Below are 16730 nucleotides of genomic sequence, written 5' to 3' on the forward strand. Positions count from 1 at the left end.
GCACATACTGGGCTGGATGACAAAGCCGGTTGTACCCAAGCGCCATTTGCCCACCAGCCCCTTCAAGGCTCCCGTCACGTCGCCGCCGGAGCAGTTCGCCGTGGGCGACCAGGTCACGCACGACGTCTACGGTCTCGGACGCGTGATCGGGATCGAGGCCGGAATCGCCGCCCTGGTCGATTTCGGCTCGGTCCGGGAGCGGATCCTGAGCCCCTACGCCAAGATGAGCAAGCTGTAGGACCGAGGTGCCGGGGCGCGGCACGTCAGCCCCTCGACGGGGTCCTACAGGAGGCGGCCGGGTTCCTCGCCGTCCGCACCTCCGCGTGCAGAGTCCCCTTGCCCGGTGCGGCGAGGGGACTTTCTGCTGGTCCGGGCGTATGTCGGTGGGGGTGGGGATACTCGGGGTATGTGTCGGAGTATCAAGACGTTGCGGCCGCCGGCCATCCCGCACGAGGCGACCGAGGACGAGATGCGGGCCGCTGCGCTCCAGTACGTGCGGAAGGTGTCGGGGTTCCGGGTGCCTGCGGCACACAACCGGGAGGTTTTCGATCGGGCCGTCGAGGCCGTGGCCGAAGCCACCCGGGAGCTGCTCGGCGGGATCGAGGTGCGGGGGAGCAAGGGTCATGCCCATGCCCAGGATCCTGACCATGCTCATGCCGCCGTCCCTGCTCATGCCCCCGCGGCTGCCGAGGGGTAGGCCCCGTTCGGGCGGGTGAGGTGCCGGGCGGGCGCGGGCCGGTGGTGCGGGTGTGGCCCGCGCGCCCCGGGGCGGCGTCAGGTGGCGGCTTCGGTGCGGCGGCGGAGGTACCAGACGCCCGCCCCCAGGGCGCCGGCCACGAGCGCGCCGCCGATGGCGATCTCGCCCGGGCTGACCCGGTCCATGCTGCCGCCCAGGCCGCCGCGGGCCGCGCCCGGCGTGACGTTCAGGGAGACCGTGGTGGTACGGCCGCCCAGGCCGTCGCACTGGAAGGTGACCGTGTGCGTGCCGGGGTTGGCGTCGCGGTGCACGGTGGCGCTGCCGAAGAGGTTCGTGGCCTCCAGGTTGCCCGGGGTGAGGTTCACCGTGCCGAAGGCGCTGGAGCGTGCGGTGCCGGTGCGGGTGCCGCAGCCCTCGACGTTGAGGCCGACGCGGCCGCCGGGTGCGACCGTGGTCGGCGACACGGAGGCCACCAGCCGGCCGCCGCTGTTGTTCGCCACGGCGCTCGGGGCGAGGGCGAAGGTGAGGGCGGTCGGCAGGACGGTGGCGGCGGTCAGGACGGTCGCGGCCGCGACGCTTTTCAGACGCATGGTGGACTCCTCTACTCCTCGGAAACGGCGCGGCCAGGCACGGATGTGACGCGGATTCGGTCGCGCATCGTGCTTCGGACGCTAGGAGTGCGGGAGCCGCACGGCGATCGCTGCCGAGTGAACGGGTGAGGAGACTCCCCCGCCCGGGCGAGCCCCTCGGCGTGTCGCGGAAAGCGCGAACCGACGGGGAAGCGGGGTGACGGGGGCGGGTGCCGGTGCGGGGGTGCCGTTGCGGGGGGTGCCGGCCGCTCCCGTGCCGCTACGGGGTCGCCGGTGTCGGGCGGCGGACCAGGTAGGCGGCCAGCGCGCCCGCCGCGAAGAGGGCTATCACCGAGACCGCCGTGCCCAGCCAGGTCGCGCCCAGCCAGTGGGCGCCGAAATAGCCCAGTGCCGCGCTGTAGCCGGCCCAGGCCAGGCCCGCCAGGGCCGACCACGGGAGGAACTTCCCGATCTCCCGCTGCGCCGCGCCCGCGCCCAGGGAGACCACCGAGCGCCCCGCCGGGGCGAAGCGGGCGATGACGACGAGGAGGCCGCCGCCCCGGCTCAGGGCCTGGCCGAGGCGTTCCTGGGCCAGCGTCAGGCGGCGGGACCGGGCGATGGCCCGGTCAAGACGGGCACCCCCGCGCCGGGCCAGCCGGTACGCCGCCAGGTCGCCCAGTACGGACGCGGCCGCCGCGCACAGCACCAGCACCACGATGTCCGGGCCGGGTGGCGGCACCGGCGCACCCGCGCCCACGGCCGCCCCGGCGGCAGCGGCCGCGGCCGCGGCGGTGATCACCAGGACCCCGCTGGGCAGCACCGGCAGGAAGACGTCGAGCAGCACGGAGACGGCCACGAGGGCGTAGATCCAGGGGCTCGCGGTCAACGGCCCCACTGTCTCAAGCAAAACGGGACTCCCCGGCTCCGGCTCTCGGTCATCGCGCTGGGCCGCGGCGTCGCGGGGGAGCGGCAGGAGCGGCTTGACAGCCATACAGCGTACGCCGGGAGTTCGTCCCCCGTACCCGCGGGGCCGCCCGCGTGTCAGATGCGCCCGGGGCCCCGGCGGAACGGCCGGATTCCGGCCACGCCGCGGTCGCGCCCCCGGCCGTTCCGCGGTAGCGCGCCCGGCCACGCCCAGGCCGCACCCCGGGCCGTGCCTCAGCCGCCCACAGCCTTCCCCGGCCCGACCCCGGTCTCGCCGCCCGCCTACGCCAGGTCCCGCTCCAGCACCGTGACCAGCCGGCCCTCCTCCGCGCCCCCGCGGACCGGCTTGCGGGCCTGGTCGAGGCGGAGCCGGGCCGAACGGCCGGACAGCGCCAGCGTCATCAGCTGGTTGCCGAACCACGGCCCGCTCGTACGCCGCCACGTCAGCGGCGGCCGCCCCGTCCGGCCGTGCCGGGCGAGCAGCCGGCCCAGCCGCCGCCCGGCCCGGCTCCAACCGAAGCGGAAGCCCATGTTCACCAGCCGGTGCACGGAGTTGTGCACCGGAGAGCAGGTCAGCTGGTACACCGCCGCCGTCGTCGATATGGCCGGCTCGGCCACGTACGCGTGGTGGACGTCCCCGGACAGCACGCACACGGTCGCCGGCGCGCGCGGGCCCGTCGCGGCCTCCTCGATCAGGTCGGTGAGCGCCGTGAAGGAGGCGGGGAAGGCCGCCCAGTGCTCCAGGTCGCTGCGCCGCCGCAGGTCCTCGCCGATCCGGGCCCACCGCGGACCGCGCTCGCCCCGGCAGAGCGCCGCGTCCCAGGCCTCCGCGTCGTGGATCAGCGGCGGCAGCAGCCAGGGCAGCGAGGCGCCGATCAGCAGGTGGTCGTACTGGCCGTGCCCGTCGAGGGCGTTCTCGCGAACCCACCGCTCCTCGTCCGGGTCGAGCATCGCCCGCGCGTCCTCGTCCAGCACGCGGGCCGCCCTGGTGTCCACCATCAGCAGCCGGGTGCGGCCGAAGTCGCGGCGGTAGCTCCAGCGCACGGAGGCCGGGTCCGCGTCGGCCGCGGCGGCGAAGGCGCGCAGCTCCTCGGTGCCGTCGGGCGTCGCCCGCACCGCGGTGTAGAGGGGGTCGGCGGCGAGTTCGGCGGGGGAGAGGTTGCCCAGGTGCTGGTAGACCCAGTACGACATGAACCCGCTGATCACCCGCTCGCGCCACCACGGCGTCGCCTGCATCTCGGCCACCCACGAGGCGCTGGTGTTCCAGTCGTCGACGAGGTCGTGGTCGTCGAAGATCAGGCAGCTGGGGACGGTCGACAGCAGCCAGCGGATCTCCGGGTCGAGCCAGGACTCGTAGTACAGCCGCGTGAACTCCTCGTAGTCCGCCACCTGCGCCCCGGGCGCGTCCCGCAGGTCGCGCCGGGCGGCGAGCCAGGCCCTGGTCTCCCGGGAGAGCTGGTCGGCGTACACCTGGTCGCCGAGCAGGAGGAGTACGTCGGGCCGCGCCTCCAGCGGCTGCGTGGCGAGCCGGGACGCCAGCGCGTCCAGCGCGTCGGGTCCGTGGGGCCCCCGCCGGTCGGCGGGCGGGGCGGCCTGGCGGCAGGAGCCGAAGGTGAACCGGACCGGCGGCGCGGGGCGGCCGGGGGCGGCCGGTACGGGCGTGGTGATGGTGCTGGGCGGGAAGGGGCTGTCGGGCAGCGGCCACACGCGGGCGCCCTCGAACAGCACCTCGTACGCGGTGGTCGTGCCCGGCGTCAGCCCGGTGACCGGCACGAGGGCGTAGTGGTGGCCGGCGATCTGGAAGGTGTGGACGGACCCGCCCGCGCCGTCCTCGCACCGCACCTCGGCGGTGCCCGGCCGGTCGGTCTCGATCCACACGGTGGCCGTGTCGCCGGTCTCCCAGCACACGTGGCGCAGCAGTGGCCCCAGGCGCAGCTCGCCCACGTAACTCCCCCTCGTCCGTCGCCCTTTGGGTAAAGGTACGACGGGGAGGGGGAGCGCGGTTCCGGATCCGGCCGTGAGACCGGCCGGGGGTCTCGGCGGCCCGGTCAGCAGCCGCTGAGGGCGTTGGTGAGCGCGGTCTTCTCGTCCGAGTCGATGGTCAGGCCCCAGTACTGCTTCACGTGCACCCACATGCGGGCGTAGGTGCAGCGGTAGGAGGACAGCGGCGGCATCCAGTCGGCCGGGTCGAGGTCGCCCTTCGCCTGGTTCACGTTGTCCGTGACCGCGATCAGCTGGGGGCGGGTGAGGTCGTTGGCGAACTGCTGTCGCTTGGAGGTGGTCCAGGAGTTCGCGCCCGAGCGCCAGGCCTCGGAGAGTGCCACGACGTGGTCGATGTCCAGGTCGGAGCCCGCGTACCAGGTGGCGCCGTCGTATGCGGAGTACCAGGAGCCGCTGGTGGCGGCACAGTTCGCGTCGGTGACGACGTTCACGCCGTCGCGCTTGAGGACGGTCTCGCGGGTGTTGCAGGTGCCCGAGACGGTGCTCCAGTGCGGGAAGAGGTCGCGGCTGTAGCCGCTGGAGGAACCTTCCGCCCTGGGCGTCACGCCGGCCAGCCAGGTGCGGGCGGCCGAGGCGCTGATGGGGGTGGGGGGCGCCGCCTGGGCGGCGGGGGCGTTGAGGAGGGCGGTGGTTGCGAGGGTGGCGGTGGCCGCGAGCACACCGAATCGACGCGCGTAGACACCGGGCATGAGGGGCTCCTTCGGGCGGGGGGAACGGCCGGTCGGCCCCTTGCGGGGGACCGCGGCCATCGTGGTGGCGCCGGGTGGACGGGGGATGGGCGCCAGGCAACAGAGTGGCGACATGTGCACGTCACAACAAGGGGTGTAACGGCCCTCTGTTGGCGTGAACTTGACGTTCCATCGAGTGGATCGCGGTGGTTTGCATGGGTTCGGCGCTGCGCGGCGTGCGCGGCGCGGGCTGCCGTGCGGCCGGGGTGTGACCGGTGTCTCCCGGCCGCCGGGACCAAAGTCCCTGCTGGGCGGCGCCCGGCGTGCCGTACCCTGGTGCGAGCAGAAGGGGAGTAGCTCTTCGCCGGACCGTCGACATACTGCTGGCCAGTTCCAGCCGGCGCCCGGAGGCAGGCTCAGCCGTCACGACCGCGCAGGCGGTACGTACGGCCCGGTCGGCCAGCGAGACCTTCGGCCGCAGTGTCCGTGTACCTACACGTGCATGCGCACGTGCGCGCGCCCAGAGCGCGGGCGCGTGGGGATGCCCGTGTGCGCGCGGGTCGCTGTCGAGCCGAAGCGACCCCCTGAAACGGCCTGGTCTCTCGGTCCGGCGGCGCCCGCCCCGACCGATCGAGGTTTCACTCCAGTGATCAGCTTCACCATCCTGGCGATCGTCTTCGGCGTCGTCTTCCTCGCCGAGCTGCCCGACAAGACCGCCCTGGCGGGCCTCATGCTGGGCACCCGCTACCGCGCCTCGTACGTGTTCGCCGGCGTCGCCGCCGCCTTCGCCGTGCACGTCGCGCTCGCCATCGCCGCGGGCAGCGTGCTGACGCTGCTGCCGCACCGGCTGGTGCAGGCCTTCGTCGGCGTGCTGTTCCTGATCGGCGCGGCGATGCTGCTGATGAAGAAGGACGAGGGGGAGGAGTCGGTCAAGGCTCCCGAGGACCAGTCCTTCTGGAAGGTGTCCGGGGCCGGATTCATGCTGATCCTGGTGGCCGAGTTCGGTGACCTGACACAGATCATGACCGCCAACCTCGCCGCCCGCTACGACGACCCGGTCTCGGTGGGCCTGGGCGCGGTGCTGGCCCTCTGGGCGGTCGCGGGCCTGGGCATCCTGGGCGGGCGCACGCTGATGAAGCGCGTGCCGCTGCGGCTGATCACGAAGATCGCGGCCTGCGTGATGGCCGCCCTGGCCGTGTTCAGCCTCTGGGAGGCTGTGGCGGGGTAGGGCCGGTGCCGGTGCCGGTGCCGGTGCCGGTGCCGGTGCGGGTGCGGGGCCGGGCGGGGGCGGGATTCGGCCACCCTCCCCGTCCCCGCCGTGCCATGGTGGTGGGGTGAGCAACCTGGAGGACCTCGTACCGCTGCGGCGGGCCCGTGACCTGATGGACCGCGAGTACGCCGAGCCGCTGGACGTGGCCGCGCTGGCGCGCGTCGCCCTCATGTCGCCGGGCCACTTCTCCCGCAGCTTCCGGGCCGCCTTCGGCGAGACGCCGTACAGCTACCTCATGACCCGCCGCATCGAGCGGGCGAAGGCCCTGCTGCGGCGTGGCGACTTGTCGGTGACGGAGGTGTGCTTCGAGGTGGGCTGTACGTCGCTGGGCTCGTTCAGCTCCCGCTTCACCGAGCTCGTCGGCGAGACCCCCAGCGCGTACCGGGCCCGGGAGCACGGCGACGACGCGGCCATCCCGGCCTGCATCGCGAAGATCCACACGCGACCGGTCAGGAACGGAGAAGCGCGGCGAGCACCCCACCCGTAGCGTGAAACGCATGGACATCAGGTTTCCCAGTGCTTCGTCGCGGGGCGTCACCCTCCGGGCCGACGACGTCGACGCCGCCTTCGAGCGCGTCCGCGCCGCGGGCGGCGAGGTGCTCCGGGAGCCGACGGACCAGCCGTACGGCGTCCGCGACTGCGCCTTCCGCGACCCCGCCGGCAACATGATCCGGCTCAGCCCGCCCCGCTGAGCCGCCCGGCCGCCGCACCATTGAACCGAACGGACGACCGACAGATGGAGACACGATGAGCAGGGCCGGGAGCAGGGCCGCCGGCAGCGGTGCACCGAAGGCGTCCGGTGGACGGGCGGCGTCCGGCGTGCACGCCGCCGACAGCCACGACCTGATCCGGGTGCACGGCGCCCGCGTGAACAACCTCAGGGACGTGAGCATCGAGATCCCGAAGCGCAGGCTCACGGTCTTCACCGGCGTCTCCGGCTCGGGCAAGAGCTCACTGGTCTTCGACACGATCGCCGCGGAGTCGCAGCGCCTGATCAACGAGACGTACAGCGCCTTCGTCCAGGGCTTCATGCCGACGCTCGCGCGGCCCGAGGTCGACGTGCTCGACGGGCTCACCACCGCGATCATCGTCGACCAGCAGCGAATGGGCTCCGACCCCCGCTCCACCGTCGGCACGGCCACCGACGCCAACGCCATGCTGCGGATCCTCTTCAGCCGGCTCGGCGTCCCGCACATCGGCCCGCCCGGCGCGTACTCCTTCAACGTCGCCTCCGTGAAGGCGAGCGGGGCGATCACCGTCGAGAAGGGCGACAGGGCGACGGTCAAGGCGACGTACTCGCGCACCGGCGGCATGTGCACGCGCTGCGAGGGCCGCGGCACGGTCTCCGACATCGACCTCACCCAGCTCTACGACGACAGCAAGTCACTCAACGAGGGCGCGCTCACCATCCCCGGCTACACCATGGACGGCTGGTACGGGCGGATCTTCAGCGGCTCCGGCTTCTTCGACATGGACAAGCCGATCCGCAGGTTCACCAAGCGGGAGCTGCACGACCTGCTCCACCGGGAGCCGACCAAGATCAAGGTCGAAGGCATCAACCTCACCTACGAGGGCCTGATCCCGAAGATCCAGAAGTCGATGCTGTCGAAGGACGTCGACGCGCTCCAGCCGCACGTCCGCGCCTTCGTCGAGCGGGCGATGACCTTCACCGTCTGTCCCGAGTGCGACGGCACCCGGCTGAGCGAGGGCCCCCGCTCCTCGATGATCGGGGGCGTCTCCATCGCCGACGCGTGCGCGATGGAGATCCGGGACCTGGCGGAATGGGTCCGCGGGCTCAAGGACGCCTCGGTGGCCCCGCTGCTGGAGGCGCTCCAGGGGACCCTCGACTCGTTCGTGGAGATCGGCCTCGGCTACCTCGCCCTCGACCGCCCGTCGGGCACGCTCTCGGGCGGCGAGGCGCAGCGGGTCAAGATGATCCGCCACCTGGGGTCCGCGCTGACCGACGTCACGTACGTCTTCGACGAGCCCACCACCGGCCTGCACCCGCACGACATCCAGCGGATGAACGACCTGCTGCTGCGCCTGCGGGACAAGGGCAACACGGTGCTGGTGGTCGAGCACAAGCCGCAGACGATCGCGATCGCCGACCACGTGGTGGACCTGGGCCCCGGCGCCGGCACGGCGGGCGGCACCGTCTGCTTCGAGGGCACGGTGGAGGGCCTGCGGGCCGGCGACACGATCACCGGACGCCACCTCGACGACCAGACCGCGCTCAAGGAGACGGTGCGCAAGCCCACCGGCAAGCTGGGCATCCGCGGCGCGGCCGCGCACAACCTGCGGGACGTCGACGTGGACGTGCCGCTCGGCGTGCTCGTCGTCGTGACCGGCGTCGCGGGCTCCGGCAAGAGCTCGCTGGTGCACGGGTCGATCCCGGCCGAGGAGGGGGTGGTGTCGGTCGACCAGACGGCGATCCGCGGCTCGCGGCGCAGCAACCCGGCCACGTACACCGGGCTGCTGGAGCCGATCCGCAAGGCCTTCGCCAAGGCCAACGGCGTGAAGCCGGCCCTGTTCAGCGCCAACTCCGCGGGCGCCTGCCCCACCTGCAACGGCGCCGGGGTCATCTACACCGACCTGGCGATGATGGCCGGGGTCGCGACCACGTGCGACGAGTGCGAGGGCAAGCGCTTCGACGCCTCGGTGCTGGAGTACCACCTGGGCGGCCGCGACATCAGCGAGGTGCTAGCGATGTCGGTGACGGAGGCGGAGGCGTTCTTCGGCGCGGGCGAGGCGCGCATCCCGGCCGCGCACCGGATCCTGGAGCGGCTCGCGGACGTGGGCCTCGGGTACGTGAGCCTGGGCCAGCCGCTGACCACGCTCTCGGGCGGTGAGCGGCAGCGGCTGAAGCTGGCCACGCACATGGCGGACAAGGGCGGCGTCTACGTGCTGGACGAGCCCACGACCGGCCTGCACCTCGCGGACGTGGAGCAGCTGCTCGGGCTGCTGGACCGGCTCGTCGACGCGGGCAAGTCGGTGATCGTCATCGAGCACCACCCCGCGGTGATGGCGCACGCCGACTGGATCATCGACCTCGGGCCGGGCGCCGGCCACGACGGCGGCCGGGTCGTCTTCGAGGGCACCCCGGCGGACCTGGTGGCCGCCCGTTCCACGCTCACGGGCGAGCACCTCGCGGCGTACGTGGGGGCGTGACGGGCTCCGGCGGCGCCGGCGTCCCCTGCCTTTGTGGTGTCGACGCGACCGGGGCGCCGGGGGCTGGTACCCCGGCGCCCCGGTTGCGTCGTGTTGTGGTCTGCGGGTCTGCGGGTCTGCGGGCCGCGGGTCAGGCGGCGTACGGGGTGACCGTGAGGCGGATGGTGCCGTCCGCCGCGGTGTCGACGCGTACGGCCGTCAGGTCGGGTACGTGCACGGTCGGCCCGTGCTCCCCGGCGCGGGGGCCGACGCCCACCACGCGCATGCCGGCCGCGCGGCCCGCGGCGATGCCGGCGCCGGAGTCCTCGAAGACCACGCAGTCCGCAGGATCGACGCCGAGTTCGGAAGCACCCTTGAGGAACCCCTCGGGGTGCGGCTTGCTGGCCTCGACGTGTTCGGCGGTCACCCGCACCTCGGGCATGGGCAGCGCGGAGGCCGCCATACGGGCGGTCGCGAGGGCCTCGTCCGCCGAGGTGACCAGGGCGTGGGGGAGCCGGCCGATGGCGGCCATGAAGGCGGGCGCGCCGTCGACCGGGACGACGCCCTCGGTGTCGGCGGTCTCGCGGGCCAGCATCACGGCGTTGTCGGCGTGGTTCTGCTCCATCGGGCGGTCCGGGAGCAGGATCGCCATGGTGGCGTAGCCCTGGCGGCCGTGGACGATCTTCATCGCCTCGTGCGGGTCCAGACCGTGTGCCACGGCCCAGTCCCGCCAGCAGCGCTCCACCACCGCGTCCGAGTTCACGATCGTGCCGTCCATGTCCAGGAGCAGGGCCTTGGCGGTCAGGACGACCGGCTCTGCGGCGGCTTCGGCTTCGGTGGCGGTGGTGCTGGCCGTCATGGGGGCGGGCTCCAGGGGAGACGGGTCCGGAGATGCGGCGGGAAGAGTACAAGCGGCTCCGTCCGCCGGTCAGGGAATACGGACGGAACCACTTTGTTCCTCCACGATACAAAACCTGTCCCCTCAACGCCAATCGCCTCCCGGCGAGGGGGCCGACCTGGGGGTTCGCCGCGGGGCGCTTCCGGCGAGGGGGCTGCTGCCCTGGGGTTCGGCGCGGGTGCCGTGCGGGGTGGTGCGGTGGGGGCGGCCTGGAGGTGCGGGGGACGCGCGGGCCCGCTGGGCGGCGCGGGGTGGCCGGGGTCCGGCCGAGGCGGCGGCGCGTGCGCGGCCACGTGCTGTCGGCGCCCGCCCGAGGCCGGCGGCGCACGTATGCCCCAGCCGCAGGGGCCTGCCCAGGGCCGGGAGGTGTGCGCGGCCGAGCGCCGGGCGCCGGGTGCCGTGCCTCGTGGGCCCGGGCGCGGAGACGGCCCAGGGGCGGGACGCGGGGGGCGGGCGTCACCGGGGTCTTGTGCCAGGCACGCGCCGGGGATGCCGGCCGCGGCACGTGCGGGGGGGGGGGCTTACGGGGCCCGGGCCTCGCGGGCGGCCGGCCGCTGGACGGTGTCGCCCAAGGTGGCCGTCGCCCGTCGCCCGTCGGGCTTCGCCGCCCGCTGCTCGCCTTTCGGCTACCCGCCAGCCCCGAGCTGCCGGGTAGCCGTTGCGACCGTGGTCAGGGGCCACCCTCGCGACGCCTACCCGCCCGCCCCACCTGGTACCTCGGCCAGGGCGGCGACCCGGGCGCCTCGGGCGCCCGTCAGGCGTGCACCCTGAGGGCGGGCCCGGCGCCTGCCCGCCCGTGGACGTGTGGTCCGTCGGCCCGTGGCCGGCCGGCAGTTCTTGTCCGCGGCGCGGCTGCCCAGCGGAGGCCGGGAGCGAGCGGGCCGGTCGGTGCTCGGGTTCGGGCTACGGCTCGTGGGTGAGGGCCTCCAGTGCGCGGCGGGAGTTGGGGCCGTACACGCCCCAGGGGTCGCCCACGACGTTGGCGGCTCGCTGGAGGCGGGCCACCGCTTCTTCCACCTTGCGGCTGTAGCGCCCGTTCGCCGGGCCCCAGTAGTACTGCCCCTCCTTCAGGCGCTGTTGGAGTTCGACGACCTCCGGGCCCTGGTCCCCCTCGCGCAGGGTGGGGGCTGTGGTGGCGGCGGGGGTGGTGGTGCCGGTGGAGGGTTTGGTGCGGGTGGGGTTGGGCGTGGGGTCCCCGGACGCGTCGGACGGGTCCCCGGTCGGGGCGGCTTCCACCGTGGCGGTGGGGGAGGTCGACTCCTCGGCTCCGTCCTCGTCCTCGTCGGATGTGGCCGAGGGGTCGGCGGAGGGGGCTTCGGGGTCGCCCGAGGGCCCGTCCGGGGCGACGGTGACGGCGGGGGCCGACAGCTTCGGGTCCGGGAGGGCGCGGTCGGCTTCGCCGTCGTCCGAGAACAGCCCGGCGGTCAGGGCGGCGACACCGACCACCGCCACCGCGGCGGCCACCATCAGGGGCAGCCCCTTGCGCCCGCCGCGGTTGCGGCCGGCTGAGGGTGCGGCGCCGAGCGTGACCGCGCGCAGCTCCGTGGTGGAGTCGTCATAGGCCGGTGCGCCGTACGGGGATCCGTGCCCGGCGAAGCCGTCCGGGCCCGGTATCGGCGCGTGGGCGTCGTGCCCGGGGCCGGGCATGCCGGAGGGCACGGGTGGCAGGACCTGCGTGGCGTACCCGTCCGCGTCGTCGTGGCCGGGCTCGGGCGCGTGGCCGGCGACCTCCGCCGTCGTCCCGAGGCGGGTCCAGGCAGCCTCGTCCGAGGCACGGGAGCCGTCCGGCCCCTGCGGGACGGAGCCACCGGGCCGGGCCGCGTCCGGGCCGCCCGGCGTCATGGCGTGCGGTGGCCAGGGGGTGGGGTCGGCGTTCGGTGCGGTTTCCGGCCGTGCCCAGACGGTGTGGGCCGCGGGCGACGCGGCGGCGGACATGGGCGTGGTGGAGCCCCGACCCCACGCGGGATCGACCTCCGCGCCTCGGAACGAGTCCCATGTGGCTTCCGCTTCCTGGGTGCCGGAGGGCCCCCAGGCGGGTCCGCTTTCCGTGTCGGCGGGGGTCCGGGCCGGGCTGGCCGCCTGGCCGCCGGACGGGCTCCACGCAGGGTCTGCTTCCGGGGTGCCGGAAGGGCCCCAGGCGGGTCCGGTTTCCGTGTGGGCGGGGGTGCGGGCGGCGCTGCCTCCTCTGCTGCCGGACGGACCCCATGCGGCCTCCGCTTCCGGGGTGCCGGACGAGCCCCAGGGGGGTCCGGGTTGTGCGTCGGTGGGCGGGCCCCACGCGGGGCTGGTTGCACCGGCGCCGGCCCCGCCCCGGCCGGGGGCGCTTTCCGGGGTGCCGCGCCGTCCCGGGGCGGGCCCGGTGTCGGAGGAGCCTGACGGACCCCATACGGGATCGGCTTCCGGGTCGATCGACGGGGTCCACCCGGATTCCGCTTCCGGGGTTCCGGACAGGCCCCCGGCGGGTTCCGATTCCGGGCTGCCGGGCGTGGGCTGGGTCCAGGCCGGGGGTGCCGGCGGCTGGGGGGTCGGGGGCCACGTCGGCGGGGGCTGGACCACGCCGAGGAGGCGGGGTGGTGTGGTGTCCGCGTCGTGGGGCGGGCGGGCGGGCCTCGTCACGTACGGGCGGATGCGGAGGGGGTCCATGCCCTTGACCGGTGCGCATGCGCAGCCACCTCTGGCAGCATCGCAAACCGGACAGCGCTCTGCGCTCACTGACGGATCCCCTCCCTGGCAACTGCCAGCGATTATGCAGACCCGGCGGGGCCCGCCCAACCGTCCGACAGGCCATAACCGGACACACCCCCCAGGATGGAGATGTGGATCTGCGCTGAGGAGGAGTCCATGGCTCAGGAAGTGGCCCCCACCCACCTGGACCCCGGCGGCGGACCCGGCGCGGAGCACACCCGGCGCAGCGTGCTCGTCGCGATCGGAGCCCTGCTGCTGGGCCTGCTGATCGCGGCGCTCGACCAGACCATCGTCTCCACCGCGCTGCCGACGATCGTCAGCGACCTCGGCGGCATGGACCACCTCTCCTGGGTCGTCACCGCCTACATGCTGGCCTCGACGGCGGCGACCCCGCTCTGGGGCAAGCTGGGCGACCAGTACGGGCGCAAGAAGCTCTTCCAGGGGGCCATCGTCCTCTTCCTGATCGGGTCGGCGCTCTGCGGGCTCGCGCAGAACATGCCGCAGCTCATCGGCTTCCGCGCCCTGCAGGGTCTGGGCGGCGGCGGACTGATCGTGCTGTCCATGGCGATCGTCGGCGACATCGTCCCGCCCCGGGAGCGCGGCAAGTACCAGGGCCTGTTCGGCGCGGTCTTCGGTGCCACGAGTGTCCTCGGCCCGCTGCTCGGCGGCCTGTTCGTGGACCACCTCAGCTGGCGCTGGGTCTTCTACATCAACCTCCCCATCGGCATCGTCGCCCTCGTCGTGATCGCGGCGGTCCTGCACATCCCGGTGCGCGCGGAGCGCCACACCATCGACTACCTCGGCACCGTCCTCATCGCCTCGGTCGCCACCTGTCTGGTGCTGGTGGCCTCCCTCGGCGACACCTGGGGCTGGGGCTCGGCCATGATCATCGGCCTGGCCGTGCTGGGTGCCGTGCTGCTGGTGGCCTTCGTCTTCGTCGAGCGCCGGGCGGCGGAGCCGGTGCTGCCCCTGAAGCTCTTCGCCATCCGCACCTTCACCCTCTGCTCGGTGATCAGCTTCATCGTCGGCTTCGCGATGTTCGGCGCGATGGTCTACCTCCCCACGTTCCTCCAGGTCGTCCAGGGCGTGTCGCCGACCATGTCCGGCGTCCACATGCTGCCGATGGTCCTCGGCATGCTGATCGCCTCCACCGCCTCCGGGCAGATCGTCAGCCGCACCGGCCGCTGGAAGGTCTTCCCCATCGCCGGCACCGGCGTGACCGCCGTCGGCCTGCTCCTCCTGCACCAGCTGGAGCGCACCACCTCCACCTGGGAGATGAGCGTCTACTTCTTCGTCTTCGGCGTGGGACTCGGACTGGTGATGCAGGTGCTGGTGCTGGTGGTGCAGAACGCCGTCAGCTACTCCGACCTCGGGGTCGCGACCTCGGGCGCCACCTTCTTCCGCTCCATCGGCGCCTCCTTCGGCGTGGCCGTCTTCGGCACGGTCTTCACCAACGGCCTCGACGACAAGCTCAACGAGAGCCTGGCCGGCGAGCCGCTGCCCCCCGGCACCGTCGGCAGCCTCGAAGCCGACCCCCGGGCCGTCTCCGCACTCCCCGCCGACCTCCAGCCCCGGGTGCTGGACGCCTATGCCACCGCCATCACCGACGTCTTCCTCTACGCCGTGCCCGTGGTCCTGGTCGCCTTCGCGGTGGCCTGGTTCCTCAAGGAGGACAAGCTCCGGACCTCGGTCACCGCCCCGGACGTCACCGAGACGCTCGCCTCCAACCCCGTGCAGCGCAGTTCCCACGAGGAGGTGGCCCGGGCCCTGTCGGTGCTGGGCACGCGCGAGGGCCGCAAGCACGTCTACGAGAAGATCACCGCCAAGGCCGGCTATGACCTGCTGCCCGCCTCCAGCTGGCTGCTGCTGCGCATCAACAAGTACGGCTCGGCCGAGCCTGCGGTGCTCGCGGAGCGCACCTCGGTCCCGCTGCACGTCATCACGGACGCGGCGCGCGAGGTCGAGGCGCGGGGGCTGGCGGTCCGCGTGGGACTGCCGCTGGTGCTCACCGACCGGGGCCGCGAGACCGCCGCACGGCTCGCCGACGCGCGGCAGCAGTCCCTCGCCGAACTGCTCGGCGACTGGTGGGGCCCGGACCGGCCCACGGACCTGGTGAAGCTGGTCGAGCAGCTCAACGTCGAGCTGTGCGGCTCCGACGCGGAGGAGCCCTACGACAGGCTCGCGCGCCGGGACCACGCGGCCCACTGAGCCGCGACCCCAGCCGGGGCGCCCCCCTCGGGGGCCGTCAGGCCAGCCGCTTCTCGAACCAGTGCTCCGCGTAGGGGCCGGAGTTGTACGCCGGTATCTCCACGTACCCGTGCTTGGCGTAGAGGCCCCGCGCCTCCACCAGGTCGTTCCGCGTGTCCAGGCGTATGCGCTCCGCGCCAAGGGACCGCGCCGCCTCCTCCAGGGCCGCCAGCAGGGCCCCGCCGCCGCCCGTGCCGCGCAGCTCGGGGCGTACGTACACCCGCGTCAGCTCGGCCGTGCCGGCGTCCAGCATCCGCAGCCCGGCGCACGCGCCCGGCCTCCCGTCGTACCGGCCGACCACGAACTCGCCGGTGGGCCGGACGAGCCCGTCGGCGGGGTCGTCGGCGAGGCCCTGGTCGAGCTCGGCGTCGGTGACGGGTCTGCCCCAGTACCGGCCGGCCACTTCCGCCAGATAGGCCCGCCGCAGCTCGGCGGCGTCGGGGGTGGCGAAGGATTCGGGGGCAACGGTCCAGTTCATCGCGTTCATGCCGCCATCATGGGCGCCCGCCCCCAGCCGCCGCGTGGAATATCCACAGGGCCGGGCGGATGATAGGAAAAACCGCCAAATCAAGGGATGGAAGGGTGTGAACCGCCATGTCGGAGCATCCGGACGCGGCCCTGGTGCGTCGCGGCTACCTGGCGTTCGCCAACGGGGACATGGACATGCTGTCCTCGCTGCTGACGGCGGACGTCGTCCACCACGTGCCCGGCAACAACCTGATCTCGGGCCACCACAAGGGCCGCGAAGCGGTTCTGGAGCTGTACCGCACACTCGGCAGGGAGACCAACGGCACGATGCAGGTGCAGGTCGAATCGGTGCTCGCCGACGGGCGCGGGCACGTGATGGCCTTCCACACCTCCCGGGCCGACCGCGGGGACCACGGCCTGGAGATCCGGCAGGGACTGTTCTTCACCATCGTGGGAGGAAAAGTCACGGACATCGACGGGTGCACCGAGGACATCGACGAGGAGAACGCCTTCTGGGGACCCCCGAAGGCCAAGTCCTGACCCTGCCCCGGCCCTGACGCGCCCCTGCGCCCCCGCCCGTCCATCGGGCGGGGGCGCAGCGGCGTGTCGGGCCGGACCGGGACTCAGCCCTGCTTCGGCGCCGCCTGCTGGACGACCTCGAACGACCACAGCGTCGACGCGGACGCGGCCGGCCTGGGGCGCTCGCCGGCACCGGCACCGGCACCCGTGCCCGCACCGCCACCCGCGCCCTCCGCGGACCCGCCCGACCCGCCCTGGTGGGCGGCCTTCATGGGGCCCTCCATCCAGGCCTGGAAGGCCGCTTCGTCACGCCAGCGCGTGTACACGAGGTAGGTGTCCGTGCCCTCGACCGGGCGCAGCAGCTCGAACCACTCGAAGCCGTCGGAGTTCTCGACGGAACCGGCGCGCGAGGCGAAGCGCTTCTCCAGGACCTCCCGCTGCTCGTCCGGCACGGTCAGCACATTGATCTTGACGATGCTCATGCCGCCCATCTTGCCGGAGGTGGCATCGGGACGCCGTGCGGAGGGGGCCCGGGGCCCGGCCGATGCTCCGTCAGGGGGACGGTGTGCACGGTCGGGTGGTGTGTGCGGACCCGTTGACCGCCCTCCCGGGACCGGCCGGGCGAAGCCCCGAAACA

General features: G+C 73.6%; 16 protein-coding genes. 8 read left to right on the forward strand and 8 right to left on the reverse strand.

From position 1 onward, the window contains the following. Nucleotides 1-16 precede the first annotated feature (16 nt). On the forward strand, nt 17-238 hold the full coding sequence (locus ACIF6F_RS27120; protein WP_399951808.1) for a hypothetical protein: 222 nt from the start codon (nt 17-19) through the stop codon (nt 236-238). A 168-nt stretch (nt 239-406) separates the two neighbouring features. After that, the gene (locus tag ACIF6F_RS27125) at nt 407-697 is read left to right on the forward strand and encodes a DUF2277 domain-containing protein (RefSeq protein WP_399951811.1); all 291 of its coding nucleotides are present in this window, start codon (nt 407-409) and stop codon (nt 695-697) included. 77 nt (nt 698-774) lie between these two features. On the opposite strand, the gene ACIF6F_RS27130 is transcribed toward ACIF6F_RS27125, so the two are convergent. The 4 genes from ACIF6F_RS27130 to ACIF6F_RS27145 form a co-directional block, all read right to left on the reverse strand. Next, nucleotides 775-1287, reverse strand: a complete 513-nt coding sequence (locus ACIF6F_RS27130) for a hypothetical protein (protein ID WP_399951814.1) — start codon at nt 1285-1287, stop codon at nt 775-777. Nucleotides 1288-1546: 259 nt separating this feature from the next. Continuing rightward, nucleotides 1547-2173: a DedA family protein gene (locus ACIF6F_RS27135; protein WP_399951817.1), complete on the reverse strand. Its 627-nt coding sequence runs from the start codon at nt 2171-2173 to the stop codon at nt 1547-1549. A gap of 299 nt (nt 2174-2472) precedes the next feature. Continuing rightward, nucleotides 2473-4134 carry an alkaline phosphatase D family protein gene (locus ACIF6F_RS27140; RefSeq protein ID WP_399951820.1) on the reverse strand — a complete coding sequence of 554 codons (1662 nt, stop codon included), beginning with the start codon at nt 4132-4134 and terminating at the stop codon, nt 2473-2475. A gap of 104 nt (nt 4135-4238) precedes the next feature. After that, nucleotides 4239-4880 (reverse strand): HNH endonuclease family protein, encoded by a 642-nt coding sequence (locus ACIF6F_RS27145; RefSeq protein WP_399951823.1) that lies wholly within the window; start codon nt 4878-4880, stop codon nt 4239-4241. A 625-nt stretch (nt 4881-5505) separates the two neighbouring features. On the opposite strand from ACIF6F_RS27145, the gene ACIF6F_RS27150 reads away from it, so the two are divergent. From ACIF6F_RS27150 to ACIF6F_RS27165, 4 genes are all read left to right on the forward strand, one after another. Next, nucleotides 5506-6087 carry a TMEM165/GDT1 family protein gene (locus tag ACIF6F_RS27150; RefSeq protein WP_399951826.1) on the forward strand — a complete coding sequence of 194 codons (582 nt, stop codon included), beginning with the start codon at nt 5506-5508 and terminating at the stop codon, nt 6085-6087. Nucleotides 6088-6193: 106 nt separating this feature from the next. After that, nucleotides 6194-6616, forward strand: coding sequence for a helix-turn-helix domain-containing protein (locus ACIF6F_RS27155; RefSeq protein ID WP_399951829.1), 423 nt, complete (start codon nt 6194-6196; stop codon nt 6614-6616). A gap of 10 nt (nt 6617-6626) precedes the next feature. Then, a complete protein-coding gene (locus ACIF6F_RS27160; RefSeq protein ID WP_399951832.1) occupies nt 6627-6821 on the forward strand; it encodes a VOC family protein in 195 nt (64 codons plus the stop codon). A 55-nt stretch (nt 6822-6876) separates the two neighbouring features. Further along, the gene (locus tag ACIF6F_RS27165) at nt 6877-9297 is read left to right on the forward strand and encodes an ATP-binding cassette domain-containing protein (protein ID WP_399951836.1); all 2421 of its coding nucleotides are present in this window, start codon (nt 6877-6879) and stop codon (nt 9295-9297) included. Nucleotides 9298-9427: 130 nt separating this feature from the next. On the opposite strand, the gene ACIF6F_RS27170 is transcribed toward ACIF6F_RS27165, so the two are convergent. Continuing rightward, nucleotides 9428-10135: an HAD-IA family hydrolase gene (locus ACIF6F_RS27170; RefSeq protein WP_399951839.1), complete on the reverse strand. Its 708-nt coding sequence runs from the start codon at nt 10133-10135 to the stop codon at nt 9428-9430. 942 nt (nt 10136-11077) lie between these two features. Next, entirely contained in the window at nt 11078-12109 is a 1032-nt protein-coding gene (locus tag ACIF6F_RS27175; protein WP_399951842.1) for a peptidoglycan-binding protein, read from the reverse strand. Nucleotides 12110-13015: 906 nt separating this feature from the next. On the opposite strand from ACIF6F_RS27175, the gene ACIF6F_RS27180 reads away from it, so the two are divergent. Next, a complete protein-coding gene (locus tag ACIF6F_RS27180; protein ID WP_399951845.1) occupies nt 13016-15067 on the forward strand; it encodes a DHA2 family efflux MFS transporter permease subunit in 2052 nt (683 codons plus the stop codon). Between the two features lie 37 nt (nt 15068-15104). Here ACIF6F_RS27180 and ACIF6F_RS27185 read toward each other — a convergent pair whose 3' ends face one another. After that, nucleotides 15105-15584 (reverse strand): GNAT family N-acetyltransferase, encoded by a 480-nt coding sequence (locus tag ACIF6F_RS27185; protein ID WP_399952062.1) that lies wholly within the window; start codon nt 15582-15584, stop codon nt 15105-15107. A 116-nt stretch (nt 15585-15700) separates the two neighbouring features. Between ACIF6F_RS27185 and ACIF6F_RS27190 the strand changes: the two genes are divergently transcribed. After that, complete coding sequence (locus ACIF6F_RS27190) at nt 15701-16114, forward strand: nuclear transport factor 2 family protein (RefSeq protein ID WP_399951848.1); 414 nt, start codon at nt 15701-15703, stop codon at nt 16112-16114. Nucleotides 16115-16197: 83 nt separating this feature from the next. Here ACIF6F_RS27190 and ACIF6F_RS27195 read toward each other — a convergent pair whose 3' ends face one another. Then, nucleotides 16198-16575 carry an antibiotic biosynthesis monooxygenase family protein gene (locus ACIF6F_RS27195; RefSeq protein WP_399951851.1) on the reverse strand — a complete coding sequence of 126 codons (378 nt, stop codon included), beginning with the start codon at nt 16573-16575 and terminating at the stop codon, nt 16198-16200. Between the last annotated feature and the right edge of the window lie 155 nt (nt 16576-16730).

It is taken from the genome of Streptomyces sp. NPDC086023, from assembly GCF_044540325.1.
Classification (GTDB): domain Bacteria; phylum Actinomycetota; class Actinomycetes; order Streptomycetales; family Streptomycetaceae; genus Streptomyces.

What these genes read in the sequence shown, in the direction of transcription:
- ACIF6F_RS27145 (WP_399951823.1), bottom strand. Translation starts at nt 4,880, where the DNA reads ATGCCCGGTGTCTACGCGCGTCGATTCGGTGTGCTCGCGGCCACCGCC.
- ACIF6F_RS27175 (WP_399951842.1), bottom strand. Translation starts at nt 12,109, where the DNA reads ATGTCCGCCGCCGCGTCGCCCGCGGCCCACACCGTCTGGGCACGGCCG.
- ACIF6F_RS27130 (WP_399951814.1), bottom strand. Translation starts at nt 1,287, where the DNA reads ATGCGTCTGAAAAGCGTCGCGGCCGCGACCGTCCTGACCGCCGCCACC.
- ACIF6F_RS27120 (WP_399951808.1), top strand. Translation starts at nt 17, where the DNA reads ATGACAAAGCCGGTTGTACCCAAGCGCCATTTGCCCACCAGCCCCTTC.
- ACIF6F_RS27190 (WP_399951848.1), top strand. Translation starts at nt 15,701, where the DNA reads ATGTCGGAGCATCCGGACGCGGCCCTGGTGCGTCGCGGCTACCTGGCG.
- ACIF6F_RS27165 (WP_399951836.1), top strand. Translation starts at nt 6,877, where the DNA reads ATGAGCAGGGCCGGGAGCAGGGCCGCCGGCAGCGGTGCACCGAAGGCG.
- ACIF6F_RS27160 (WP_399951832.1), top strand. Translation starts at nt 6,627, where the DNA reads ATGGACATCAGGTTTCCCAGTGCTTCGTCGCGGGGCGTCACCCTCCGG.
- ACIF6F_RS27170 (WP_399951839.1), bottom strand. Translation starts at nt 10,135, where the DNA reads ATGACGGCCAGCACCACCGCCACCGAAGCCGAAGCCGCCGCAGAGCCG.
- ACIF6F_RS27180 (WP_399951845.1), top strand. Translation starts at nt 13,016, where the DNA reads ATGGCTCAGGAAGTGGCCCCCACCCACCTGGACCCCGGCGGCGGACCC.
- ACIF6F_RS27195 (WP_399951851.1), bottom strand. Translation starts at nt 16,575, where the DNA reads ATGAGCATCGTCAAGATCAATGTGCTGACCGTGCCGGACGAGCAGCGG.
- ACIF6F_RS27125 (WP_399951811.1), top strand. Translation starts at nt 407, where the DNA reads ATGTGTCGGAGTATCAAGACGTTGCGGCCGCCGGCCATCCCGCACGAG.
- ACIF6F_RS27185 (WP_399952062.1), bottom strand. Translation starts at nt 15,584, where the DNA reads ATGAACTGGACCGTTGCCCCCGAATCCTTCGCCACCCCCGACGCCGCC.